Origin of the sequence: Umezawaea sp. Da 62-37, from assembly GCF_032460545.1 — a bacterium.
Classification (GTDB): Bacteria; Actinomycetota; Actinomycetes; order Mycobacteriales; family Pseudonocardiaceae; genus Umezawaea.
Genome location: NZ_CP135965.1, coordinates 7772990 through 7797761, shown reverse-complemented (window position 1 = coordinate 7797761; position 24772 = coordinate 7772990). Strand labels below are relative to the sequence as shown.

21 protein-coding genes are annotated in these 24772 nt (G+C 71.0%); 8 read left to right on the top strand and 13 right to left on the bottom strand.

Annotated features, from left to right (window positions below):
• Nucleotides 1–46: 46 nt before the first annotated feature.
• Nucleotides 47–3109, top strand: a complete 3063-nt coding sequence (locus RM788_RS36010; RefSeq protein WP_315923531.1) for an AfsR/SARP family transcriptional regulator — start codon at nt 47–49, stop codon at nt 3107–3109.
• Nucleotides 3110–3130: 21 nt separating this feature from the next.
• Here RM788_RS36010 and RM788_RS36005 read toward each other — a convergent pair whose 3' ends face one another.
• On the bottom strand, nt 3131–3727 hold the full coding sequence (locus RM788_RS36005) for a TetR/AcrR family transcriptional regulator (RefSeq protein WP_315923529.1): 597 nt from the start codon (nt 3725–3727) through the stop codon (nt 3131–3133).
• 112 nt (nt 3728–3839) lie between these two features.
• On the opposite strand from RM788_RS36005, the gene RM788_RS36000 reads away from it, so the two are divergent.
• Nucleotides 3840–4541 (top strand): SDR family NAD(P)-dependent oxidoreductase, encoded by a 702-nt coding sequence (locus RM788_RS36000; RefSeq protein WP_315923527.1) that lies wholly within the window; start codon nt 3840–3842, stop codon nt 4539–4541.
• Nucleotides 4542–4595: 54 nt separating this feature from the next.
• Here RM788_RS36000 and RM788_RS35995 read toward each other — a convergent pair whose 3' ends face one another.
• The 4 genes from RM788_RS35995 to RM788_RS35980 form a co-directional block, all read right to left on the bottom strand.
• Entirely contained in the window at nt 4596–5732 is a 1137-nt protein-coding gene (locus RM788_RS35995) for a glycosyltransferase family 4 protein (protein ID WP_315923525.1), read from the bottom strand.
• Nucleotides 5733–6040: 308 nt separating this feature from the next.
• Nucleotides 6041–7300: a hypothetical protein gene (locus RM788_RS35990; protein WP_315923523.1), complete on the bottom strand. Its 1260-nt coding sequence runs from the start codon at nt 7298–7300 to the stop codon at nt 6041–6043.
• A gap of 44 nt (nt 7301–7344) precedes the next feature.
• Nucleotides 7345–8331 carry a C40 family peptidase gene (locus RM788_RS35985; RefSeq protein ID WP_315923521.1) on the bottom strand — a complete coding sequence of 329 codons (987 nt, stop codon included), beginning with the start codon at nt 8329–8331 and terminating at the stop codon, nt 7345–7347.
• Between the two features lie 359 nt (nt 8332–8690).
• Nucleotides 8691–10070, bottom strand: a complete 1380-nt coding sequence (locus RM788_RS35980; RefSeq protein WP_399341116.1) for an NYN domain-containing protein — start codon at nt 10068–10070, stop codon at nt 8691–8693.
• A gap of 120 nt (nt 10071–10190) precedes the next feature.
• Between RM788_RS35980 and RM788_RS35975 the strand changes: the two genes are divergently transcribed.
• Nucleotides 10191–11894: a DEDD exonuclease domain-containing protein gene (locus RM788_RS35975; protein ID WP_315923519.1), complete on the top strand. Its 1704-nt coding sequence runs from the start codon at nt 10191–10193 to the stop codon at nt 11892–11894.
• Nucleotides 11895–12029: 135 nt separating this feature from the next.
• Here RM788_RS35975 and RM788_RS35970 read toward each other — a convergent pair whose 3' ends face one another.
• Together RM788_RS35970 and RM788_RS35965 are read right to left on the bottom strand one after the other, a co-directional pair.
• Nucleotides 12030–14345 (bottom strand): hypothetical protein, encoded by a 2316-nt coding sequence (locus RM788_RS35970; protein WP_315923517.1) that lies wholly within the window; start codon nt 14343–14345, stop codon nt 12030–12032.
• Between the two features lie 51 nt (nt 14346–14396).
• Nucleotides 14397–15248 (bottom strand): WXG100 family type VII secretion target, encoded by an 852-nt coding sequence (locus tag RM788_RS35965; protein ID WP_315923515.1) that lies wholly within the window; start codon nt 15246–15248, stop codon nt 14397–14399.
• A gap of 579 nt (nt 15249–15827) precedes the next feature.
• On the opposite strand from RM788_RS35965, the gene RM788_RS35960 reads away from it, so the two are divergent.
• Nucleotides 15828–16112, top strand: a complete 285-nt coding sequence (locus RM788_RS35960; RefSeq protein ID WP_315923513.1) for an Lrp/AsnC family transcriptional regulator — start codon at nt 15828–15830, stop codon at nt 16110–16112.
• A 69-nt stretch (nt 16113–16181) separates the two neighbouring features.
• On the opposite strand, the gene RM788_RS35955 is transcribed toward RM788_RS35960, so the two are convergent.
• Genes RM788_RS35955 through RM788_RS35940 form a run of 4 tightly spaced genes read right to left on the bottom strand, consistent with a single transcriptional unit; the run spans nt 16182 to nt 20427 of the window.
• Entirely contained in the window at nt 16182–17846 is a 1665-nt protein-coding gene (locus RM788_RS35955; RefSeq protein ID WP_315923511.1) for a cytochrome bc1 complex cytochrome b subunit, read from the bottom strand.
• The gene (locus RM788_RS35950; protein ID WP_315923509.1) at nt 17843–18967 is read right to left on the bottom strand and encodes a cytochrome bc1 complex Rieske iron-sulfur subunit; all 1125 of its coding nucleotides are present in this window, start codon (nt 18965–18967) and stop codon (nt 17843–17845) included. The genes RM788_RS35955 and RM788_RS35950 overlap by 4 nt, the downstream gene beginning before the upstream one ends.
• Complete coding sequence (locus RM788_RS35945; protein ID WP_315923507.1) at nt 18964–19770, bottom strand: cytochrome bc1 complex diheme cytochrome c subunit; 807 nt, start codon at nt 19768–19770, stop codon at nt 18964–18966. Before RM788_RS35945 ends, RM788_RS35950 begins: the two co-directional genes overlap by 4 nt.
• A gap of 48 nt (nt 19771–19818) precedes the next feature.
• Nucleotides 19819–20427: an aa3-type cytochrome oxidase subunit III gene (locus RM788_RS35940; RefSeq protein ID WP_315923505.1), complete on the bottom strand. Its 609-nt coding sequence runs from the start codon at nt 20425–20427 to the stop codon at nt 19819–19821.
• An 81-nt stretch (nt 20428–20508) separates the two neighbouring features.
• Here RM788_RS35940 and RM788_RS35935 point away from each other — a divergent pair, with 81 nt between their 5' ends.
• The 4 genes from RM788_RS35935 (at nt 20509) to RM788_RS35920 (ending at nt 23269) form a co-directional block, all read left to right on the top strand.
• Complete coding sequence (locus RM788_RS35935; protein WP_315923503.1) at nt 20509–20913, top strand: hypothetical protein; 405 nt, start codon at nt 20509–20511, stop codon at nt 20911–20913.
• Nucleotides 20914–20964: 51 nt separating this feature from the next.
• The gene (locus RM788_RS35930) at nt 20965–21378 is read left to right on the top strand and encodes a hypothetical protein (RefSeq protein ID WP_315923501.1); all 414 of its coding nucleotides are present in this window, start codon (nt 20965–20967) and stop codon (nt 21376–21378) included.
• Nucleotides 21379–21388: 10 nt separating this feature from the next.
• A complete protein-coding gene (gene trpD / locus RM788_RS35925) occupies nt 21389–22459 on the top strand; it encodes an anthranilate phosphoribosyltransferase (protein ID WP_315923500.1) in 1071 nt (356 codons plus the stop codon).
• A 141-nt stretch (nt 22460–22600) separates the two neighbouring features.
• A complete protein-coding gene (locus tag RM788_RS35920) occupies nt 22601–23269 on the top strand; it encodes a lysophospholipid acyltransferase family protein (RefSeq protein ID WP_315934841.1) in 669 nt (222 codons plus the stop codon).
• 84 nt (nt 23270–23353) lie between these two features.
• Here the strand turns inward: RM788_RS35920 and RM788_RS35915 are convergent, their stop codons facing one another.
• On the bottom strand, nt 23354–23752 hold the full coding sequence (locus RM788_RS35915; RefSeq protein ID WP_315923498.1) for a cytochrome c oxidase subunit 4: 399 nt from the start codon (nt 23750–23752) through the stop codon (nt 23354–23356).
• Nucleotides 23753–23788: 36 nt separating this feature from the next.
• Nucleotides 23789–24721: an aa3-type cytochrome oxidase subunit II gene (gene coxB, locus RM788_RS35910; RefSeq protein WP_315923496.1), complete on the bottom strand. Its 933-nt coding sequence runs from the start codon at nt 24719–24721 to the stop codon at nt 23789–23791.
• Between the last annotated feature and the right edge of the window lie 51 nt (nt 24722–24772).

Here is a 24772-nt window from a genome sequence, read left to right as displayed (position 1 = left end):
GCACCGCGCATAGGCTTGGAGCGGCGGCGAATTCGAGGGGATGCGCATGGGGTCGGCTGGTGAGTTCCGGTTGCTGGGGCCGCTGGAGGTCCTCCGGGACGGCCGGGTGGTCCCCGTCCGGGCGGGCAAGCACCGCGCCCTGCTCGCCTGCTTGCTGTTGCGCGCCAACAAGGTCGTCCCGGTCGCCGACCTCGTCGAGGCGCTGTGGGGCGACAGCCCGCCCGCCAGGACGCGCGGCACGCTCCAGACCTACGTGATGCGGTTGAGGCAGGTCCTCGGCGACCCGACGCGGATCGTCACGACCCCGGCGGGCTACCGGCTTTCCGCCCCACCCGAACGGATCGACGTGCACCTGTTCACCGCGGGCGCCACGCGGGCGCGGGAACTGGAGGAGTCGGGCGACCTCGTCGGCGCGCGGGACGCGTACGCGGAGGCGATCGCGCTGTGGCGCGGGCCCGCGCTGGCGGACGTGCCGTCGGAGTCGCTGCACCGCGAGGAGGTGCCGCGGCTGACCGAGCGGCTGATGCTGCTGCACGAGCAGCACGTCGACGTGGAACTGGCGCTGGGCAACCACGAGCAGCTCGTACCGGTGCTGCGCGGACTGACCGCCGACCACCCGCTGCGGGAGAAGTTCTGGGCGCAGCTGATGCTCGCGCTGTACCGCAGCAGCCGCCAGGCCGAGGCTCTGGAGGTGTTCCGCCAGGTCGACCGGATGCTCGACGAGCAACTCGGCGTCGACCCCGGCGAGGACCTGCGGGCGGTGCACCAGGCGATCCTGACCGGCGACCCGCAGCTGGCTGCGCCGAAGGCCGCGCCGGCCGACGAGCAGGAACCCGGCAGGCTCCCGCGCGGACTGTCCGACTTCATCGGCCGCGAGGCGCTGGTGGCCCGGTTGAACGGGCTGTTCACCGAGGGCGGGCCGGGCACGGCGGTGCCCATCGTGACGCTGTCCGGGCTGCCGGGCGTGGGCAAGACGTCGCTGGCGGTGCACGTGGCGCACCTGCTGCGCGACCGGTTCCCCGACGGCACGCTGTACGTCGACCTGCGCGGTTACGGGCTCGGCCCGCCGACGGCGACCGTGGACGTGCTGGCACGGTTCCTGCGGGCGCTGGGCGTGCCGCCGGAGCAGATCCCGCTCGACGCCGAGGAGTCGAGCACGCTGTTCCGGTCGCTGCTGACCGGCAGGCGGATGCTGCTGGTGCTGGACAACGCCTCCGCGCCCGACCAGGTGCGGCCGCTGCTGCCCGGCGCGGCCAGCTGCCCGGTCCTGGTGACCAGCCGCGACGACCTGCGCGGTCTGATCGCGATGAACGGCGCCCGCCGGATGTCGGTGGACGTGCTGGAGCCCGCCGAGTCGTGGGAACTGCTGACCGCGATGCTCGGCGGCGACGAGGACCGCGCGGCGGTCGAGGAGCTGGCCCGGCGGTGCGCGCACCTGCCGCTGGCGCTGCGGGTGGCCGCGGCGAACGTGGCGTCGCGGCCCGGCGGCACGGTCGCGGGCTACCTCGCCGAACTGCCCGCCGACGAGCCGCTGGCCCCCGTCGACCTCGCCTACTCCGCGCTGACCGACGCGCAGCAGCGGCTGTTCCGGCTCCTGAGCCTGGTGCCGGGCACCGACTTCACGGCCGAGGCCGCGGCGAACGTGGCCGACATCGAGGTGCTGAGGGCGTCCGCGCTGCTGACCCAGCTCGCCGAGGCCCACCTGCTGCTGCGGCCGGGTCCGGGGCGCTACCAGTTCCACGACCAGCTGATGCTGTTCGCGGCGCGGCGGCGGGCCGCCCAGGACGACGAGCGCGAGCAGGCCGACGCCCGCGCCCGGCTGCTGGAGTTCTACGTGCGGTCCGTCGACCAGTGCGCGACGCTGCTGTACCCGGACCTCCGCAGGCTGCCGAGCGCCCCCGCGCCGTGGGTGCGGCTGCCGAGGATCACCGTGGCCGCGCAGGCCGCGCGCTGGCTGGACGGGGAACGCGCGAACCTCACCGCGGCGATCCGGTCGGCCGCTGACGAGGGGCCCGCGTCGATGGCGTGGCGGCTCGCCGACACGATGCGCGGCTACCTGTGGATCGGCAAGCACGTCACGGAATGGCTCGCCACGGCCAAGTACGGCCTGCACGCCGCCCAGGAGGAGGGGCACAAGGCCGCCGAGGCCGCGATGTACGGCAACCTCGCCCTGCTGCACTGGAAACTGGGCGAGTTCGGGACGTCCGAGGAGCTCTACGGGCACGCCATGACCCTGTACCAGGCGCTCGGCAACAAGGCCGGGGTGGCGGGCATCCTGAACAACCTCGGCCTCGTGCTCATGGAGGCGGGTGACCTGGCCGCCGCCAGGGACGCCCTGCAACGCAGCCTCGACCTCGTGAGCGGCCCGAACGGCGTCAAGACCGCGCGCAGCACCATCCTGTGCACCCTGGGGATGCTCGCCATCGACACCGGGCACCTCGACGAGGCGCACGACCACCTGAGCGAGTCGTTGAAGATCAGCACCTCGCACCGGCTGCGGGGCAGCGAGGCGACCTGCCGCAACTTCTTCGGCGTCGTGCTGCGCCTGCGCGGCGAGTACGAGCAGGCTCTGGAACACCTGGCGATCGCGCTCGAGATCGGGTTGGAGTCGGGGTTCCGCGAGGTGACCGCGCGGGTGCTGGAGAGCACGGCGGTCACCAAGGTCGACCAGGGCGACCCGCACGCCGCGCTCGCGCTGGCCGGACGCGCGCTGGAGGAGCTGAGGGAGAGCGGCGACCAGCAGACCACCACCAACGTCCTGGTCGTCATGGCCGAGTCGAACCGGCGACTGGGCAGGCTGCGCACCGCGGACGAGCAGTTCCAGCAGGCGCTCACCAAGGCCAACCGCATCGGCTACCAGCCCACCGCCGCCAGGGCCCTGATCGGCCTGGCCGCGACCCGCAGGCTGATGGGCGTCCCCGCCGAGGCGCTCGACCTGTGCGCGCGGGGGCTCGCGATCGTCGTCGACATCGGCCTGCCCGTCACCGAGGCCGCGGCGCGCACCGAGCTGTCCGCCATCCACCTCGCGCTGGGTGACGCCGAGGCCGCCGCCGGGGAGCGCGAACTGGCGGCGGCGATCCACCGGTGGACCGGTGCCAAACCCGCCTGAGGGCGGTCGGGCGCGGAGCTGTCAGGCGCGCGGAGAGGCCAGGCGGCGGGCGGCCTCGACGACGGCGGCGCGGCGGGCGGCGCGTTCACCGGGGGTGTCGGCGTCGGCGTCCGCGAACATCCGGGCGATCTGCGGGGTGGCCGACCACCAGCCCGCCAGCGCGAGCAGCAGGAACACCAGGTGCGGCGCGGCCGGGGTGTCGGCGACCAGGCCCGCGCGCTGGGCGGCGGCCATGACGGCGACCTTGTTCTCGTAGTGCGCGCCGCGGTTCGCCGCGTCGTGCAGGACCCCGGTGTGGGCGAGCCCCTCCCACAGCACGAGGCGGGTGAGGTCCGGGTGGTCCTGGTTGTAGTCGAACGTCGCACCGGCGAACTCCGCGACGTCGTCGAGCGAGGCGACCGCCAGCGGCACCGCGGCCGTGACCTTGTCGACCTCCTCGACGACGATGCTGGTGAACAGGGCCGTCTTGTCGCCGAAGTAGCTGTAGAGGCGCTCCTTGTTCACGCCCGCGCGGGACGCGATGCGCTCCACGGTGGTGCCGTGCAGCCCGTGTTCGGCGAACTCGGCCAGCGCCGCCTCGCGCAGCCGCCGCTTGGTCTGCTCCACGTCCCGAACCATGGGGACAACCTACCTCAAGCCAACGCCAACGTTGACGTTGGTTAGGGGCCGCAGTACGGTCGGAGGCGTTCTCCAACGCTCGCGTTGGAAACCGGACCGAACAGGAGCAACGATGACCGACAGCACCACAAGCGGATCCGCCCTCGTCATCGGCGCCTCCCGCGGGCTCGGCCTCGCACTGGTCGCCGAGTACCTCGACCGCGGCTGGCAGGTGACGGCCACCGTCCGGGGCGCCGCGCGGACGGGGCTGCACGACCTGGCGGACGCCTCCGGCGGGCGGCTGACCGTCGAGGAGGTCGACATCGCCGTCCCCGAGCAGGTGACCGCCCTGCGCGAACGGATCGGCGACCGGAAGTTCGACCTGCTCTTCGTCAACGCCGGGATCACCCAGGGGGACGTCCCGGTCGGCGACGTCACCACCGAGTCGTTCACCGAGGTGATGATCACCAACGCGCTGAGCCCGATGCGCGTGGTGGAGGCGTTCCAGGACGTCGTCCCACCGACCGGGACCATCGGGGTCATGTCGTCGCGCCAGGGCAGCGTCTCGCTCAACACCAACGGGGGCCACGAGGTCTACCGGGCCAGCAAGTCCGCGCTGAACCAGCTGATGCGGAGCTTCGCGGCCCGGCACGCCGACGACCCCCGCACCCTGCTGCTCATGTGTCCCGGCTGGGTGCGGACCGGGCTGGGCGGACCAGGGGCGCTGCTGTCGATCGAGGAGAGCATCCCCGCGGTGGTCGACACGATCGGGAAGCAGGCGGGCCTCGGCGGCCTGCACTACCTGGACCGCGAGGGTCAAACGCTGCCCTGGTAGCTCCGGTCGGCCGTCTACCAGGTCAGCCGTTGGGCAGGTCAGCAGTCGGGCGGGTCAGCCGTCGATCAGGGTGCGGAGGCGGGTGGCGAGGTCGTCCCAGCTCCACTGCTCGGACACCCACTCCCGGCCCTGCTCGCCCATCTTGGCCGCGTTCTCCGGATCGGCCAGCAGGTCGCCGATCGTCTCGGCGACCTCCTCCACGTCCGTGCCGTCGACGATCATGCCGGTCTCGTGGTCCAGGACCGTCTCGGGCGCTCCCCCGGAGTCACCGGCGACCACGGGCAGTCCGGTGGCGGAGGCTTCGAGGAAGACCAGGCCGAGCCCCTCGACGTCGAGCCCCTTCCCCCTGGTGCGGCACGGCATCGCGAACACGTCGCCCGCGTTGTAGTGCGCGGGCAGCTCCGACCACGGCACGGAGCCGGTGAACACCACGTGCTCGGCGACACCCGTGGCCGCGGCGAGGGCTTCCAGCTTCCGCCGGTAGGGACCTCCGCCGACGATCAGCAGCGCGGCGTCCGGGACCTGCCCGCGGATCGCCGGGAGGGCGCGGATCAGGACGTCCTGGCCCTTGCGCGGGACCAGGCGGGAGACGCACACCACGACGGGGCGGTCACCGAGGCCGTAGCGGGCGCGCATCTCGGCGCGGGCGGCCGGATCCGGGGCGAACACCTCGGTGTCCACACCGGACGGCAGGTGCTCCAGGGCGGCCATCCGGCCGAAGGCGGCGGAGAAGCGGGAACGGGTGTACTTGCTGACGTAGGTGACGACGTCCACTCCGGACCCGATGGCGCGCAGGGACTGCCGGGCGCCGGGGAGCATGGACCAGCCGACCTCGTGGCCGTGGGTGGAGGCGAGGACGCGCTCCACACCTGCTTTGCGCAGCCACGGGGCGAGGAGGGCGAGCGGGGCGGCGGCGCCGAACCAGACGGCCTCGCAGCGCTCGGCGCGGACGATGTCGGCGGCGCGGCGCAGGACGTCCGGGGTGGGGAGCATGAGGGTGCCGGGGTGGCGGACCACCTGGAACGGCTGGGCGGCGTCGAACTCGGGGTGGGAACCGGTCGGGGAGTCCCAGGAGGGGGCGTAGACGACGAGGTCGTCGGCGGGGAGGCGGGAGGCGAAGGAGTGCAAGTAGGACTGGATGCCGCCGGGGCGGGGCGGGAAGTCATTGGTCACCAGGAGGGTCCGACGCATCGGGGTGAGATTACGCAGGGGGTGGGAGGCTGCTGGGTCGGGTGTCACTAGGTGCGGCCGGGTTGGGTACGGCCGGGCATGTTGGGCTGGTGCCGCAAGCATTGGGATCGCAGCAGAGGACTCCGGGTGCGGCCGATTTGACTTGGGGCCCCTCTTTTCGGCCCTCGGCGGTCTTGAAGTGCAGGTGGTGACCTGCCCGCCGCCGCGAGGGTAGGGCCGAAAACCCCAAGTAAAATCGGCCGCACGAGGGACGCCCCCGCGTTTGTTCCAGCCTGGTTGGGGCGTTGTGTTGCTGCTGGCGTGGTGGGCTAGCGGAAGAAGTCTGTTCGCAGGAACTCGCGCCAACCCTTGGTCAGGCCTGCTCGGTCGACGCCGGCGATGCTGCGCAGCACACCGTCCACATCGGACTTCTCGGCGGCGAGTGCGCGGTACAGCCTGACCAGGCCGGCTTCGCCGAGCAGGCCTGCCAGGTAGCGGTTGATCGACCAGGCCTCCTGGTAGGCGAGGTCCATGGCGGGGCCGCGGAAGTCGGTGTCGGTGGGCAATGCCTCCGGTGGGCCGCTGCGCGCCACCAGCGCGGCGAGGGCGGGGGCGGCTTTTGCGGTGGGGACGTCGGTGCCGCGGAAGCCGACGTAGTCGGCGAAGCCCTCGAGCAGCCACATGGGGGCGCTGTCGGCGGTTTCGCCGCGGGCGGCGACGTGGGTGATCTCGTGGCGGAGCAGGACACGCAGCGACAGGGGTGAGAGGGCGGTGGCGCTGTCGGGGTTCAGCACGACGCGTTGGCCGCGTGCGGTGCGGGCGACGGGGTCGATCTGGTCGGCGACGGCTACGCCCGCGATGGAGCCCACGGCGAAGGCGGGGCCGACGAGTGAGCGCATCTCCTCCTGGTCAGCGGGCACGATGACGGCAACCTGCCTCGGCCAGGCCGGGCCCCAGACCTCGGTGACGGTGGTGACCGCGCTGTCCAGTTCGGCGAGCACGCGGGCGGCCAGCGCCTCGCCGCCGGGGTGGCTCAGCACGAGGCCGGAGGGGGAGGTGAGGACGTGGCACGGGGCGAAGTCCCACGGGCCGCGCCAGGTCTCGCCGGCGGCTGTGTCGGAGGCCAGCAGCCAGTGGTCGCCGTGCCGGGCGAACAGGTAGCCCATGGGGCGGGTGCTCGGTTCGGCGTCCACGCCGTCGAGCCGGTACCGCAGCCGCACGCCCGGTGCCCACAGCTCGTCGGCGGCGGGGCGGGTGGTCGGGGTGGTCTGGTCGACGGGGTCGACCAGGTAGTCCCACTCGGCGAGCGGTACGCCCGCGAGGTTGCGGAACAGGGTGCGCTGGCGGTCGAGGAAGGCCTGGTCGGTGGGGTCGACGGTGGCCAGGAAGGCGGGTTCGTCGCGGGCGCGCAGGGCGGCGGCGCGGTGGTCCAGCAGGTCGCGGACGGCGTGCGAGCGGACGTCCGGGGCGGCGGCGGGCGGCGGTGTCGAGGCCCCGACGGGCTGCACGACCTGCGCGAGGCCCGTGAGGAACGTCGCGACGATCGCCACGACGAGCAGCGCCCGTGCCCGTGATGCGGAGAAGGCCACCTCGCCGACAGTAGTCGGCGGGGTGGCCTTCGACAGCGCGGGAATCAGCCCGAGATGCGCCGCATGGCGGAGATCGAGCCGGGGCTCTCCAGGGGCGCGATCTTGACCGGCACGCCGTCGGTGGACGCGTGCACGACCTCGGTGTTGCTGATCGCCAGCGCGACGTGGCCGAAGCCGTTGTAGGCGATGATGTCGCCCGCCGTGACCTCGCCGCGCGAGACCGGGCGGCCCGCGGAACCCTGGCCCTGGCTGGTGCGGGGCAGGCTGACGCCCGCGGCCGCGTAGGCCTTCATGACCAGGCCGGAGCAGTCCCAGACGTCCGGACCGGTCGCGCCGTAGGAGTACATGTCGCCGCGCTGCGCGAGCGCGAACGCCACCGCGGCACCCGCCGCGCCGGACGGCGCGGAGATGTCGCTCATGTCGCTCATGTCACCCGAGTCGGACAGGGTCGTCTTCTCGGCGCCGCTCAGCTTGGTCAGCGCCGACTTGACGTCCTTCTTCTGGGTGTCGAGGTCGGCCGCGCGCTTCTTGATGTCCTCGGTGATCTTGATGGCCTCGTCGTTGGCCGTCTTCGCGCGCGCCTGCGCCTCGGTCGCCTTCTTCACCGCGTCAGCGGCCGTGTCGACGGCGCCGGACAGCTTGTCGAGCGCTTCGTTGTTGTCCGCGGCCAGCACCCCCAGCGCGGACATCCGGTTGAGGAACTCCTGCTGCGAGTCGCTCACCAGGAGCGCCGACAACTGGTTGAACCGGGCACCCTCGAACGACGCCTCGGTCAGCAGGTCGACCTTGCCGCGGAAGGTCTCCTCGTCGGCCTTCGCCTGGTCGCCGACCTGGTTGGCCGCCGCGACGTCCGCGTTCGCCTTGTCGAGTTCCTCCTGGTTCTGCCCCTGCTTCTCCTCGGCCTGGAGGAGTTCCTCGTTGAGCTTGGAGGCCTGCTCCGACAGGTCGTTGTACTGCTTCAGCGCCTCGGAAGCGTTCGCCGGGGTGTTCGGCTGGGCCACCGCCGAGGCGGGGGCGATGCTTGCTGCCACGGCGGCAACCGCAGTGGCTGCGATCGCCCCGCGCATGCCGCGCTTGAGTCGTTGCGACGCCACAGTCGCGCATGTCTCCTTCGTTGTGGAACCGCCTACCGGAAGGCCGGCCGGACTCAAGGCGCGCCAGGCGCACCGAGCCGACGCGCAGCCCGCAGATCGATCTTGTCCGGCACGGCTCCCCGACGGGCCGATCCGGCGGTGACCCCGCGTCGCCGTCCAGGGTGGACGGCTACCCGCCACGAGGTCTCGGCCAGGTTACGAAACGTGAGCGCCCACGTCCACCTGGTGATCGGGAAAAAATGCACAAGCGTGACCTAAGTCGGTCCGAGGAGTCCCGGAAATCCTTTTCAGGACGATCAGACCCGACCGAGGCGGGACAGCAGCACCGCCGACGGGACGGGGTGGGCGCCGCGTCGCCGCACCGAGTCGGCGACCGCGCGGTCGGATGTGACGACCACCACCGGACGCCCCTCCGGCTCCGCGGTCACCAGTGCCCGGATCACGTCGTCCGCGAGCACTCCGGGGTCGCTGAACAGCACTCGGACGCCGCGCGGCGCGGCGGCGGGCACGGCGATCACCCCCGCGCCGTCGAACACCAGCGTCACCTCGGCGCCGGTGCGCGCGGCCAGCACGGCGAGCTGGTGCACCAGCCGGTCGCGCTGGTCGGACAGCGGCAGATCCGGGTAGCCGGTCTTCGTCACGTTGTAGCCGTCCACGATCAGGTGAACCGCGGGAAGGGCCAGCAACCGGTCGAGCGCGGCCGGATCCTCGACCCTGCCGACGGTGCCCTGCGCCGCGCTGGCACCGCGCACCAGATCCGCCGGACGGGGGCCCGTCCCGCCGCCTCCGAGCGCCAGTTCGCGGCGGAGTCCGTTGACGGCTCCGTCGAGGGTGTCCACGAGCAGCGCGAGCCGCACCTCGTCGGCCTGCCTGGCCTCGCGGGCGGACTGGCGGGCCACGTCCGCGTCGGCCTCCGCGCGGGAGGCCTTGGCGCGCTCGGTCTCGGCCCGTTCCCGCTCGCGGTCGCGCTCCGCGGTCAGCCGGACCAGCTGCGCCTGCGCCTCGGCGCGCGCCTGCGCCACCTCGGCGGCGGCCGACTCCGCGCGGTCCTTGGCCTCCTTGAGCCGCACGCCCTGCTCGCGCAACCGCTTGCGCAGGCGTTCCAGCTCCACCTCGGCCTCCTCGCGGATCTTCTCCGCGATGCCGGTGTTCTGCGCCCGGTCGGCGCGCAGCCGTTCCAGCTCGGAGTCCATCCGGTCGGCCCGCAGCACGGCGGCGTCGCGTTCCGCGCGTAGAACCGCGTCTCCCGCCCGCCGGGACACCAGCTCCACGTAGTGCGGCGCGACCTCGTCGCCGAGCAGCACCGCCGCGGCGGCGGCGGCCACCGGGTCCGGCGCGGTCAGCTCCAGCGTCGACGGCCGGTTCTTGCGCAGCCACTCGACGACGGCGGTCCGGAAGTTCGCGGACTTCCGCAGACCGGCGATCAGCGTGGGCCCGCCCAGCCTGGCGCGCTTGGTCGGGGCGAACCTGGCCACCGAGCGCAGCAGCTGCGGCACGTCCACCTTGGCCATGTCCCCGAGCGCGTCGGCCGCCAGTTCCGCCAACCGCGTCCGCAGCCCGTCCGGCAGCGCACCCCAGTCCACAATGGACTCTGACGCGGCCGCCACCGCGTCCGCGTCCTCCTGATCAGCGTCGGGGGTCGCGAGGTCGTCGGGCTCCGGGTTCGGGTCGTGCACCGGTACAGGCTACGGCTCAGTAGCCAGCGACACCCCCTCGGATTGGCGGGGCCGGGGAACGTGACCCCTTCGCCGCATCCCCGATCGGAATTGTCGGACCCCTCGATTAGCTTCCGCGATGTGAACGCGCAACTCTCGTTCGACGAACTGGGCACCCCCCTTCGCGACACGACGTTCGTGGTCTTCGACCTGGAGACGACCGGTGGCAGCTCGAGCGGCGACGCGGTGACGGAGATCGGCGCCGTGAAGATCCGCGGCGGCGAGGTGCTGGGCGAGTTCGCCACGCTGGTGGACCCGGAGCGGGGCATCCCGCCCCAGGTGGTCGCGCTGACCGGCATCACGCAGCTGATGGTGACGGGCGCGCCGCGGATGGACACCGTGCTGCCCGCGTTCCTGGAGTTCGCGGCGGGCGCGGTGCTCGTCGCGCACAACTCGGGGTTCGACGTCGGCTTCATGAAAGCGGCCTGCGAGCGGCACGGCTACGCCTGGCCCAGGCCCAGCGTGGTCTGCACCGTCCGGCTGGCCCGCCGCGTGCTCAGCCGCGACGAGGCCCCGAGCTGCAGGCTCGGCGCGCTGGCCCAGCTGTTCGGCACCGCCACCCAGCCCAACCACCGCGCCCTGGACGACGCCAAGGCCACCGTCGAGGTGCTGCACCGCCTGCTGGAGCGCGTCGGCCCGCTCGGCGTGCAGTCGCTCGAGGAGCTGCTGGCCTACCTGCCGGAGGTGACCCCTCAGCAGCGCCGCAAGCGCGAGCTGGCCGCCCACCTCCCGCACGAGCCCGGCGTGTACCTCTTCCGCGGCCCGAACGAGGAGGTCCTCTACGTCGGCACCGCGTCGGACCTGCGCAACCGCGTGCGCCAGTACTTCACCGCCAGCGAGGGCCGCCGCCGCCTGCGCGAGATGGTCGCGCTCGCGGTCCGCGTCGACTCGGTCTCCTGCGCCCACTCGCTGGAGGCGGAGGTCCGCGAGCTGCGCCTGCTGTCCGCGCACAAGCCCGCCTACAACCGGCGGTCCAAGAACCCGCAGAACGCCTGGTGGCTGACCCTCACCGACGAGGCCTTCCCCCGGCTCTCCATGGTCAGGGAACCCCGCGCGGGCGCGCTCGGCCCGTTCCGCACCCGGCGCGCCGCCGAGACGGCCGCGGACGCCGTCCTCGAAGCCCTCCCGCTGCGCGCCTGCAACCAGCGCATCCCGGCGAAGGACCAGCGCGGCACGCCCTGCGCCCTGCACGAGCTCGGCCGCTGCGCCGCCCCCTGCGCGGGGAAGCAGACGACCGAGCAGTACTCCCCCGCCGTCACGGCGCTGCGCGACCTCATCGCGGGCCACGACGTGGCCCCGCTGCACGGCCTGGCCGCCCAGCTGGACGAGTACGCCGAGGCCCACCGCTTCGAGGAGGCGGCGGGCCGCCGCGACCGGATGGCGAACCTGGTCCGCGTCCTGGACCGGGGCCAACGGCTGGCCGCCCTCGCCGCCGTGCCGGAACTGGTCGCGGCCAGGCCCGACAAGGAGGGCGGCTGGGAGTTCGCCGTGGTCCGCCACGGCCGCCTGGCCTCGGCGGGAGTGGCCAGGCGCGGCACGCGCTACCTGCCGGTGGTCGACGCCCTGGTCGCCTCGGCCGAGACCGTCATCCCGCTCGACGGCCCGCTGAGGGGCGCGACCCCGGAGGAGGCGAGCCTCGTGCTGCGCTGGCTCGACCGGCCGGGCACCCGCCTGGTCCGCTGCGAGGAACCCTGGTCCTCGCCCGCGGCCGCGGCGGGCAGCTGGCGCACCTGGGTGGAGTTGGCCGACGCGGGCCGCGACCAGTACCGCGACTACGACCACTGACCGGGGCGGCGGCCGGGAGTCACCTCCCGACCGCCTGCCCCGTCCTGGCGCGGTGACCGCTGACCCTTGCCGTGTTCCGCGCCGCGTGGGGGCTACCCGAGACGCGCGAAACCCGGTGAGGATCCGGTCACCGCGCTAGTGCCTCGGCGGCCTCGGCCCCTTGTCCAGGATCACGGTCTGCGAGTTGTTGTTCATGACGTCGATCGCGATTACCTTCCTGACCCCGTCGTTCTGCTCCAGGATCGGGAACTCGTTCATGTCGAACACGTTGTTCGGCCTGCGCGACGGCCCCAGCAGCACGTAGACCTCACCGCTGGACCCGTGCGCGACGCTGGACGACGCGTTGTCCCACAGGTTCTGGACCGCGGGGTTGTCGCCCCATCCCGGCATGATCATGCCGAGGTCGTCCAACCTGCCCTCCAGCGTGTTGCGCCCCATGTCGTGGGCCTGGGCCTCGGCCTCGTACATCACCGAGATCCGCTCGCCGTCGGCGTTCCACACGTTGCCCGACCAGAGGAAGGCCCCGTCCTCCTTGCTGGCCAGCAGGTTCTTCAGGTTGTCCATCCACACCTGCTGGTCGGCGGGCGACATGTTCTCGTAGTCGGAGAGGTCCGTCGACGGCTTGCCGTCGATCGTGGTCAGGGGGAAGGCCGCCGGGGCGTGGTGATCCACGTTGAGGGCGGGATCGGGGCTGGAGTTCTGGTCGGGTTTCATCAGGTCGAGGATGTTCGGGTTGGCGAGCACCGGCTTCACCGGCGGGATGTCCGGCATGACGCCGGGCGGGAACGGGCCGGACGCGGGCATCGGCGTGGACGGCGAGTTCGGCGGAGCGACCGCGTCGACGGGCGGCGGGATCGGCGCGCCCTGGGGCGGGAACGCGGTGTTGATCGGCTTCAGCGAGTCCAGGGCCGAGGTCGACGGCTTCGAGAACTCGGGCTTGGGCGCGCTGTCCACCCCTGGGATGTTCGGGACCACGCCCGGCCGCGGGGGGCCACCGCCCGGCGGGCGGCCGCCGGGGAGGTTCGGTCGGTCGTTGAGTGGCACCGGCCCGTTGGCGCCGGGGATGTTCGGCATCTGGGGGATGATCGAGCTGTTCGGCGCGTTGTTGGGCATCACCGGGCCGGTCGGGGACGGCGTTCCGGGAGTGCCGGGGATACCGGGGATGTGCGCGACCGGGTCCGGGATGGGCGGCGGGGTCCAGGACGCGGCGGTGGTGCCGTTGGCACCGGGCGGCGGCGCGGACGGGGTGACCTGCGGTCCACCCTGCGGGGTCGGGGCGGACGGCGTCGGCGTGCTGTTGGCACCCGGAGGCGGGGTGTACGGGTTGAGCTGCGGCCCACCCTCCGGCGTCGGCACGGTCGGCATCGGCACCTTGTTGTTGCCGGCAGGAGGCACGTACGACTCGATCGGCGGGGCGCTCGTCGGGCTGGGGGTCGACGGCGACGGGGTGTTCGTCGCGCCAGGAGGCGGCGTGAACTGGTTGAGCTGCGGCCCGCCCTGCGGCTTGGGCGCGGCGGGCGTCGGGGTGCTGTTGGCGCCCGGAGGCGGGGTGTACGGGTTGAGCTGCGGCCCGCCCTGCGGCGTCGGCGCGTTCGGCGACGGCACGCTGTTGGCGCCGGGCGGCGGCACGTACGACTCGATCGGCGGGCCGCTCGTCGGAGGCGCGGCGGCGGCGGGACTGGTGGTGTCCGCGCCGGGCGGCGGCGTGAACTGGTTGACCTGCGGTCCACCAGTGGGCGGCGGCACGCTCGCGGGGGCGGTCGTGTCCGCACCGGGCGGCGGCTCGGGCTTGCTGACCTGCGGGCCGGGCGCGGCCGGGGGCACGGCGGGCGGCGGTGCGGTGGCGCCGGGCGGCGGCTCCACCTTGCTCACCTGCGGGCCGGGCGCCCCTGGGGTCACGGCGGGCGCGGTATCGGTGGCGCCGGGCGGCGGCTCGGGCTTGCTGACCTGCGGACCGCTCTGCTGCTGCGGCGGCGGGGCGCTGTCGGGCGCTCCGGTCGGGTTCTTGGCACCGGAGTCCGGGACGATCTTGCCGAACTGGTCGGCGACCATCTGGTCGGTGTTGGTCTGGGTCTCCCCCGTCGCCCTCACACCGTCGCTGACCTTCGCCATCGTGTCCGCGGCCTGGTTGGCCTTGTCGATGGACTTGCCGTTGGAGTCGTTCACGGCGACCGTCATCGGGATGCCGAACATGCCCAGGGCGTTGAGCTTCAGCGTCTGCGAGGACAGCTGCGACGCGATCCGCTGGTAGCCGGACTCCAGGTCCCCCGCCTGCTTCTGGATGGTCTGCAGCGAGCCCTCGGTGACCGAGAACCCGGAGGTGCCGGTGAAGCCCGCCGGTACCGACTGCTGCGCGGGCGGCGGCGGGGCCGGAGGCGGGCTGCCGGGGTTGGGGTTCGGGCTCCCGTTGGGGTTCGCGCCGGGGTCGGGACTGCCGGTGTTGCGCGCCATGTCGCGCCTTTCGAGGTCGCCGGGATACGGGAGGGGACGAGGGGGGAACGGCTAGCCGACTGCCTTGTCGACCTTGTCCTGGGCCTTCCACGACTCGTAGGAGACCTCGGCGACGTCGGCGACGTTCTCGAACCGCTTCCAGCCCTTGCCGACCTGATCGGTGATCTCGTCCAGGTTCTTGATCCGGCCCATCTGGCGGCTGATGGCCCCGACCAGCTTCGCGATCCGGGAGGCGATGTTCACGCCCAGCGCGACTGCCTTGCCCACCGCGAAGCCGACGAAGCCGACGATCGAGGCGCCGAAGGTGAAGAACGCCGCGGCCACCGCCGCGATCGCGCCGGCCAGCAGCGACCCCAGCAGCTGGGAGATCAGGTCGCGCACGATGTCGCGCAGCACCGACACCAGCACACCGCAGATCGCGACGATCTTGGCCTTCTTCTCGACCGCGTTGGCCAGCGTGTCCAACTCCCCGCCCAAGGCGTCCATGTTGGACTTGAACGCGTCGGACGACTCCCCGGTCCAGCCCTGCGGCTGCGCGAGGGTGTTGCGGTGCGTCTCCGCCAGCGTCCGCATGTCCACCGCGGTCTGCTTCGTCGCCTCGACGTTGGCGTTGATCTCGTCCGGGTCGCCCATCAGCTGGTCGAGCGGCTCCTTCAGGAAGCTCACGTGCTCGATCAGCCAGCCGATCCCCGCGCCCAGGAGCGTGCCGAACGGGTCCATCGCCAACATGGCCAGCGACGACGCCGCACCGATCGCGGCGAAGGTGATGTCCAGGACCTTCTCGGTCTCGCTCTCGGCGTCCTTGCCGACCGAGTCGATCAGTTCGTCGAAAGCCGAGATGAACATCGAACCCTTGAACTTGTTCTCCTCGGTGATTTCCATACCGGGGGGTGACGAGACCATGCGCAGGGCCTTCCTAGTCAGCGGCGGTGCATCTTGTTCGGACCGGGCGCGCGAAGCGCAGGCTGGGGGCCCAGTGCACGTCCAGTGCACTCCTGATCACCAACGCCCCACCAACGTGGCGCTAACGAAGGACGCGGTTCGGTGCCGGTGGTTGCCCGAAAGGGCAGGGTGGATTGCGTTCACGCAGTTCAGGGCATGTCTCATGAATAACTCACAAAGGTGGTAATTCGGAAACGCAAATTGCACAAGCAACCACGCAGACCGGTCAATCCGCATCCGGGGCCGCGGCGTTCGCTTTCGGCAATGCACTCGGGCCCGGAACTATTTGCTTCCGGATGTGGCCGAGTCCGATTCCGGAACCCACACGGGCGGGTCGCCGTCCCGAGGACGCTCGGCGCGGCCCGCTCCCTCATTTCGACCCTGCTTTCCACCGGGGCCGGATGAGCGGGGACGAATTGCGGAGGACGGTGTCCGCCCACCCCAGCCGGAGCGCCCCTCAGACCCTCCCGAACCTCTGCGCGGCCCGGCCGCGGACCGCCTACTAGCATTGCCGGGACACCGTCTGACTAGGAGGACTCCGTGATCAACGCGATCGTGCTGATCCAAGCCGCTGCCGAATCGATTCCCGAGGCAGCGCAGACGATCGCCGAGATCCAGGGCGTGACGGAGGTCTACTCCTGCGCGGGCGACGTGGACCTGATCGCCATCGTGAAGGTGGACCGGCACGAGGACCTGGCGGAACTGGTTCCCGGTCGGATCAGCAAGGTTCCGGGTGTGCTGAACACCGACACGCACATCTCGTTCCGCTCGTACTCCAAGCGCGAGACCGAGGCCGCGTTCTCGATCGGCCTCGAAGAGGGCTGAGCCGCCCCCAGGACAACGCGAAAGGGGCCCCGCACCGAACAGGTGCGGGGCCCCTTCCAGGTTCGTGCGTCAGGCGTCGGGCTGCTGCGGCTTGCCCGCCAGTTCGGCGGGCATGTTCTCGGCGGAGATCTCCTCGGAGACACCGCGCGCCGCTCGGGCGTTGACCAGCGCGGTGGTCTCCTCGGGGGAGTCCGGGGTGAGGAAGCTGCCGGTCACGGGGTGGCCCGCGGAGCCCAGCTTGTTCATCTTCTTCGGCACCGAGGCGCCCTGGTAGACCAGGGGCAGCGGGTGGCCGTGGTCGTCCACCGGGCCCAGGGGCTGGTGGACCTCGATGAACTCGCCGTGCGGGAGGCGCTTGATGATGCCGGTCTCGACACCGTGCTCGAGCACCTCGCGGTCACCGCGCTGGAGGCCGAGGCACAGGCGGTAGGTGATGTAGTACGCCAGCGGCGGCACCAGCAGCATGCCCACGCGGCCCGCCCACGTCAGCGCGTTCAGCGAGATGTCGAACTTCACGGCGATGATGTCGTTGCCGCCCGAGAGCAGCAGGACCATGAAGAACGAGATCGCCATCGCGCCGAGCGCGGTGCGCACCGGCACGTCGCGGGGACGCTGGAGCAGGTTGTGGTGCGCGTAGTCCTTGGTGAGCTTCTTCTCGATCCACGGGTAGAACGCCGCGACCTGGGTCAGCAGCGGCAGACCGAGGAGGAACGGCAGGAACGCCGCCGGGATCGTGTAGTTGCCCAGGTAGAGCTCCCACGCGGGCCACAGGCGGATCAGGCCGTCGGTCCAGCCCATGTACCAGTCGGGCTGGACGCCCGCGGACACCTGCGCCGGGTTGTACGGGCCGAAGTTCCACACCGGGTTGATCTGGAAGAGACCGCCCATGATCGCGGTGACCGCGACGACGACCGCGAAGAAGCCGCCGCCCTTGGCCGCGAACACCGGCATGATGCGCACGCCGACGACGTTGGTCTCCTTGCGACCGACACCGGGGAACTGCGTGTGCTTCTGGTACCAGACCAGCGCCAAGTGGACCGCGACCAGACCCAGGATGATCGCCGGGATCAGCAGGATGTGCAGCGTGTAGAACCTGGGGATGATCTCGGTGCCGGGGAACTCGCCGCCGAAGGCCAGCCAGTTGATCCAGGTGCCGACGACCGGGAACGAGATCAGCAGCGCCGCCATCACGCGGAGGCCGGTGCCCGAGAGCAGGTCGTCGGGGAGCGAGTAGCCGAGGAAGCCCTCGATCGCGCCGAGCATGAACAGCAGGATGCCGATGACCCAGTTGATCTCGCGCGGGCGGCGGAACGCGCCCGTGAAGAAGATCCGGAACATGTGCACGACGATCGCGCCCATGAACAGCAGCGCGGCCCAGTGGTGCACCTGGCGGACGAACAGACCGCCGCGGACCTCGAAGGAGATCTGCAGGGTCGACTCGAACGCGCGGGACATCTCGATGCCCTGGAGGTTCGTGAACGATCCGTTGTAGACGACCTCCTGCATGGAGGGGTCGAAGAACAGCGCCAGGTACGTGCCGGACAGCAGCAGGATGATGAAGCTGTACAGCGCGATCTCGCCGAGCAGGAAAGACCAGTGCGTGGGGAAGACCTTGTTGATCTGCTTCCGCATGCCGCCGGCGAAGTGGTAGCGCTCGTCAGCGGCCTTCGCGGCCCCGCCGGCCGCGCGAGCAGCCGCATTGGGCTGCTTCGTCGGAGTGGTGATGGCACTCATGACTTACGCTCCCAGAACGCCGGACCCACGGCTTCGATGAAGTCGCCGCGAGCGATCAAGTAACCGTCCTCGTCCACCGTGATCGGCAGCTGCGGCAGGGCACGGGTGGCCGGACCGAACCGCGGCTTCGCGTAGTGGAAGACGTCGAACTGCGACTGGTGGCACGGGCAGAGCAGCAGACCGGTCTGCTGCTCGTACAACGAGGTCGGACAGCCCAAGTGGGTGCAGATCTTCGAGTACGCGTAGAAGTCACCGTAGTTGAAGTCTTCCTGGCCTGCACGTTTGACGACCGGCTGGCCGGGGCGGAGGCGGATCAGCATGACCGGGCCGTCGGCGCTCTTGATCGCTTGCACGAGGGCTTCCTCGTTGTCCCGCTCGGACTCGCGGAACGGGAAGACGGTCTCGAAGCCGCCGGCTTCGAGGTCCTCGGGACGGACCAGTTCGATCTCGTGGAACTTGCCGGTGTGGCGGCGCAGGTAGACCTTCTCGCCGTTCTCCGGCTTCCACGCGGTGTGCCAGAGCGACTTGCTGCTGTCGCTGTCCTGCCACGGGTTCTTGATCAGACCGCCGAGCGGGACCGCCAGCACGCCGAGGCCGAAGACTCCCGCGCCGAGGCCGGCGGTCTTCTTGATCAGCGAACGACGGCCGAGCGTGCTGCGCTCACCGACGTCGGACAGTTCCGCGAGGATCGTGGCCTGGTCGACCTGCGAGGACGGTCCGTCGTGGCGCTGCTGGACCGCGAGTTCGTCCGGGATGAACTTCTTGGTGTAGAGTAGAGCGCCCACGCCAAGGCCCAGGATCGCGATGCCCAGCGTGATGCCGATGATCGGGTTGTACAGGCTGTAGAGCAGGTGGCGGTCGCTCGACGGCGGCTCGTACTGCCACGGCCAGAACAGGAACGCCGCGAGGAACGCGACGCCGCCCAGCGCGGCGATGAGGAACCAGAGCGCGACCTGGCGCTCGGCCCGCTTCTCCGCGCGGGTGCCCTTGACGGGCCACTTGTCCTCGTAGTGGACCAGCTCGACGCCGTCCATCTTCAGGCCGAGCTCGACCAGCTCGTCCCTGCTCATCTGCCCGAGCTCGTCCTCGGTGGGCAGCTCGGTCGGCGTGTCGCCGCTCATGCCTTGGCTCCGATCCAGAGGGTCACGCCGATCAGGGCGGCGATTCCCACGATGAACGCGATCAGACCCTCGGATACGGGCCCCAGCCCACCGAGGGCGGCACCACCGGGGTTGTTGTTCCCGTCGGTGACCGACTTGATGTACGCGATGATGTCCTTCTTCTCCTCCGGCGTGAGCTGCCGGTCGGAGAACTTCGGCATGTTCTGCGGGCCCGTGAGCATGGCGGTGTACATCTGCTCCTCGGTGACGCCGTCGAGCCCCGGCGCGTACTTGCCGGACGAGAGCGCGCCACCACGACCGGTGAAGTTGTGGCACGCGGCGCAGTTGAGGCGGAACAGTTCGCCGCCGCGGGCGGGTTCGTCGCCGCGCAGGGCCGCGCCCTGCTCCGCGGGGGTCTCCGGGCCGCCGCCCTTGGACTGGATGAACGCGCCGAGCGCGTCGATCTCCTCGGGGCTGAACTTCACCGGCTTGCGACCGGCCTGCGCCTCCTGGCGCGCCAGCGGCATCCGGCCGGTCGAGACCTGGAAGTACACGGACGCGTCGCCGACGCCGATGAGGCTCGGCCCGCGGTCCTTGACGCCGTCGAGCGCCGAGCCGTGGCAGGTCAGGCAGGTGTTGTTGTAGAGCTGCTCACCCTGCCGCACCAGGGCCGGGTCGTCCTGCGCCTGTGCGGTCTGCGGGTTCGGCGCGAGGGCCGTGAACAGGAGACCCGCGCTGAGCAGTGCGAACCCGAGCGCGAGCAGGCCCGAGATCCGCCGGCGCGTCTTGGTGCGCGTCCGGGCCCTCTTGGTGTTGGTGGTCATGTGTGCGGCAACCCTTGCTGTCAGTTCGGGGCTCGTGCTCGTGGTGGGTCAGGGCACGACGTAGATGACGGCGAACAGGCCGATCCAGACGACGTCGACGAAGTGCCAGTAGTACGACACGACGATCGCGGAGGTCGCCTGCGCCGGGGTGAACTTGCTCAGCTTGGTGCGGATGAGCAGGAACCCGAACGCGATGAGGCCGCCGATCACGTGCAGACCGTGGAAACCGGTGGTGAGGAAGAAGACGGTGCCGAAGGCGGAACCGGGAATCGTGGTCCCCTCGTGCACGAGCGTGTAGTACTCACCTGCCTGACCCGCGACGAAGATCGCGCCCATGATCAGCGTCACCACGTACCAGCGGCGCAGACCGAAGACGTCGCCGCGCTCGGCGGCGAACACCCCCCACTGACAGGTGAAGGAGGAGGCCACGAGGATGACCGTGAAGAACAGGGCGTACGGCCTGTTCAACTCGGTCGGCTCCGGGGGCCAGACACCTTCGTTCTGGGCTTTCACCGTGAAGAACATGGCGAAGAGCCCAGCGAAGAACATGAGCTCGCTGGACAGCCAAACGATCGTGCCGACGCTGACCATGTTCGGGCGGTTCAGCGAGTGCACGCGCTGGCCGGTGGAAGGCGCTGCCGTTGTCACGTGACGCATTATTGCTTGCAGGTTTTCCGTCCGCCCATCGGGTCCTGACCGGGTCAGCGGGCGTCCGGAATCACGGAGGGTGGCGATCGCATGGGGCTGCTGGACCGACTGCGCGAACTGGTCGGAAAGGGACGGGTTTCCGAAGTCCTGACCGACTCGCCGGACCTCGTCGTGGTGGCCGAGGCGTTCGACCCGGCGGAGGCCGACTCGGCCGTGCTGGCCCGTTCGCCGCAGTGGCGGCCCGAGGAGCCCGCGGTGCTGCGCCACCACCTCTCCATACCGCCTGACCAGGTGGAACGCGCCACCGCGCTGCTCGCGCAGGACGGCTGGGAACTGCGTCCGAGCGACCGCGGGGGCGATCACCTGCACGCGCTGAGGGTCCAGCGGCTGGACGCCCTGCACTGCGCGCAGGAGCGTTCGCGCATGGTCGGTCTGGCCCAGCGGCTCGGCGGCGACGCATCCGGTTGGGATGCGCTGCAACCACGGCCCGCCTAGGCCGATAACATCGCCACACCTGGTCACCCGACCCGCCGGAGGATCGTCCACATGAGCACGCCGACCACGAAGATCCTGGTGTTCAGCCACCGCCCCGAGGTGCGTGAGACGATCATCACGGCCGTGGGTCGTCGTCCCGCCCCGGATCTGGGCAAGGTGGACTACATCGAGGCAGGCACGATCGCCGAGGTCCTCTACGAGGTGGACAACGGCAACGCCGACCTCCTCATCCTCGACGGCGAGGCGCAGCCGACCGGTGGCATGGGCCTGTCCCGCCAGCTGAAGAACGAGATCACCGACTGCCCGCCGATCGTCGTCGCGGTGCGGCGCCGGGACGACCGGTGGCTCGCCACCTGGTCGCAGGCGGACGCGGTGGTCGTGCACCCGCTGGACCCGCTGGCGGCCGCCGAGACGGTGGCCGAGGTGCTGCGGACCAGGCTGTCGCTGCCCGTCGTGCGCGGCTGAGAGCCGGGTCATGACCAGGACCTGGCCGTTGCTGCTGAACCAGCTCATCGACAAGGCCGACCTGTCCGCCGAGGACACCGGCTGGGCCATGGACCAGGTGATGACCGGGTCCGCGACGCCCTCCCAGATCAGCGCGTTCGTCGTGGCGCTGCGCTCCAAGGGCGAGACGCCCGAGGAGGTCGACGGCTTCGCCACGATGATGCTGGAGCACGCGCGCCGCTTCACCGTGGACGGTCGCGCCGTGGACATCGTCGGCACCGGCGGCGACAACTCCGGCTCGGTCAACATCTCCACGATGGCGGCGATCATCACCGCCGCCGCGGGCGTGCCGGTCGTCAAGCACGGCAACCGCGCGGCGTCGTCCCAGTGCGGGACCGCCGACGTGCTCGAGGCGCTGGGCGTGGCGATCGACCTGCCCGCGCAGGGCGTGCAGACGACGGTCGCCGAACTGGGTGTCGGGTTCTGCTTCGCGCCGATCTTCCACCCCGCGCTGCGCTTCGCCGGGCCGACCCGCAAGGAGATCGGCATCCCCACGGTGTTCAACCTGCTCGGTCCGCTGACGAACCCCGCGCAACCGGCGGTCGGCCTCGTCGGCTGCGCGCGCGCGAACGCGGCCCCGTTGATCGCGGGGGTGTTCGCCCGGCGCGGGAAGACCGCGCTCGTGGTCCGCGGCGACGACGGCCTGGACGAGATCACCACCACGACCACCACCGCGGTGTGGATCGCCGACGGCGGCACCGTGCGCACCGACGTGATCGATCCCACACGCCTCGACGTCCGCCCGGCGCTGCCGGAGGACCTGCGCGGCGGTGACGCCGCGGTCAACGCCGAGGTCGTGCGCGAACTGCTGGCGGGCAAGCCCGGCGCGGTCCGCGACGCCGTCCTCGTCAACGCCGCCGGGGCGATCGCCGCGCACAGCGGCCTGTCCGACGACCTGCACGCCGACCTGGCGGCCGGGCTGGGCAGGGCGGCCGACGCCATCGACTCCGGGGCCGCCGCGGAGCTGCTGCGCCGCTGGGCCACCCGGTCGACGGAACTGAAGACCCGACCGGGTGCTGATTCGGCCGTTCGGGCTGTTTGAGGCGGTTCGTCTGAGGTTTCAGTCACTCACGTAATGCCCGCGCAACGATGCGGGCCCATGCTGGTGGGGCAACGGTGAACGCGAGGCCGCAGCCGGCGGGGTTCCGCGCGGCCGAACCCCAACGAGCGAGGAGTTATGACACTGCTGTCCACGGTCATGACGCGAGTGGTCGCCCCCATCGCGCGGATGGTGTACCGACCGACGGTCGAAGGTCTGGAGAACATCCCGGGGACAGGGCCGGTGATCCTGGCGGCGAACCACCTGTCGTTCGTGGACAGCATGGTGATCCCCATCGTGGTGCCGAGGCGGGTGTACTTCCTCGCGAAGGCGGAGTACTTCGAGGGCACCGGCTTCCGCGGCGCGGTGTCCCGGTGGTTCTTCAGCGGGATGGGCAACATCCCGGTGCGCCGCGGCCAGGGCCGGTCGGCCCGCGACTCGCTGGACACCGTCATCAAGGTGCTGGCCGACGGCGAGGCGTTCGGGATCTACCCCGAGGGCACCAGGTCGTTGGACGGCATGCTGCACCGCGGCCGCACGGGTGTGGCGCGCATCGCGCTGGAGTCGGGCGCGCCGGTGGTCCCGATCGGTCTCGTGGGGACGGACAAGGTCATGGCGGTCGGCCGGAAGCGGCCGAGGATCGTGCCGGTGACCGTCCGGTTCGGCAAGCCGCTGGACTTCTCGCGCTACGCGGGCATGCAGGACTCGCTGCCGGTGCTGCGCTCGGTCACCGACCAGATCGTCTACAACATCCTCGAGCTGTCCGGTCAGGACTACGTGGACAACTACCAGGCGACCCCCAGCGCCGCCTAGATCCCACCCGCTGGCGGGATACCCGCCCACAGCGCGAAAAGGCCCCCACGGAGTCCGTGGGGGCCTTTCGCTGTCCTTGGCGCGCTACTCGTGACTGGGACCGGTGTGGTACTCGAACACCAGGCCGCCGATCATGATCAGGAGGAGCACGACCGCGATCACCAGCAGCCAGATGTGCCAGAACGCCAGCGCCAGACCCGCGACGGCCGCCGAAGCGGCCAGGCCGATGGGCCAGTAGCTGCCGGGGCTGAAGAAGCCCAGCTCACCCGCGCCGTCGCTGATCTCCGCGTCCGGGTTGTCCTCCGGGCGCTGCTCGATGCGCCGCGACACGAACCGGAAGTAGGTGCCGACGATCAGCGCCAGCCCACCGGTCAGCGCCAGCGCCACGATGCCCACCGGCTCCTTGGACCAGACGCCGTAGACCACGGCTACCAGGAACGAGAAGGCGGTGATCAAGTCAAAAATCCGGGCTTCGACCTTCATGGGGTTCTTCCTCGCTCTCCGCGCTCGCTACCCGGACTACTTCGACCCGCCGGACGCCTCGCGGGCGGTCCGATCGGTGTTGAAGGGCTCGGTCGTCGTAGCGTGCGGCGTGCACCAGTCGGCGCAGTTCAGCTCGGTGAGCGCCTCGGCCGCGGTGTACGTGCGGCCGGTCTTCTCGTTCACCTGCTGGCGCAGCTTGATGTACTTGTCGAAGTCCGCCGACTCCAGTGCGCGGACCTCGAAGTTCATCATCGAGTGGTAGGTGCCGCACAGTTCCGCGCAGCGACCCACGAACGAACCCGGACGGTCGATCCGGTCGATCTGGAAGACGCTGTCCTGGTTGTTCTTGTCCGGCTCCGGGAAGACGTCCCGCTTGAAGTGGAACTCCGGGACGTAGAACGAGTGGATGACGTCGGTCGACTTCAGCGTGAAGCGGATCGACTTGCCCGCCGGCAGCACCAGCAGCGGGATCTCGCCCGACGCGCCGGTCGTCCGCACGGCCTCGTTGGTGTCCTCCGCCTTGAAACCGGGGTACTGGAACTCCCAGTTCCACTGGAACGCGATCACGTCGACCGTCACGTCAGCCGGCTTCGACTTGTCCGTGACGTAGTTCTGGGTGATCGCCGTGAAGTAGAAGAGAACCGCCACGATGATCGTCGGAACGACGATGAGCACGAGCTCCAGCGGCAGGTTGTACGCCGTCTGACGGGGCAGTTCCTCGCTCTTCTTGCGGTGGAACGCGACCGACCACAGGATGAGTCCCCAGACGATCACACCCACGACCAGCGCGGCGACCACGGACCAGGTCCACAGTTCGCGCATCCTCTCGGCCTGCGGCGTGACGGCCACGGGCCATCCGAAGCGCATGACCTCTTCCGTGGAGCAACCGGTGGCCCCGATGCCGACCAGGCCTACTAGCCCGGCGACCTTGGCCGTCCGTGCTGCCCTGGTGCCCTCCTTCAGGCCCACTGCTCGCGCCTCCTCAAAGACGGTGCACGGCCCGCGGTGGTGGTCTGCGGG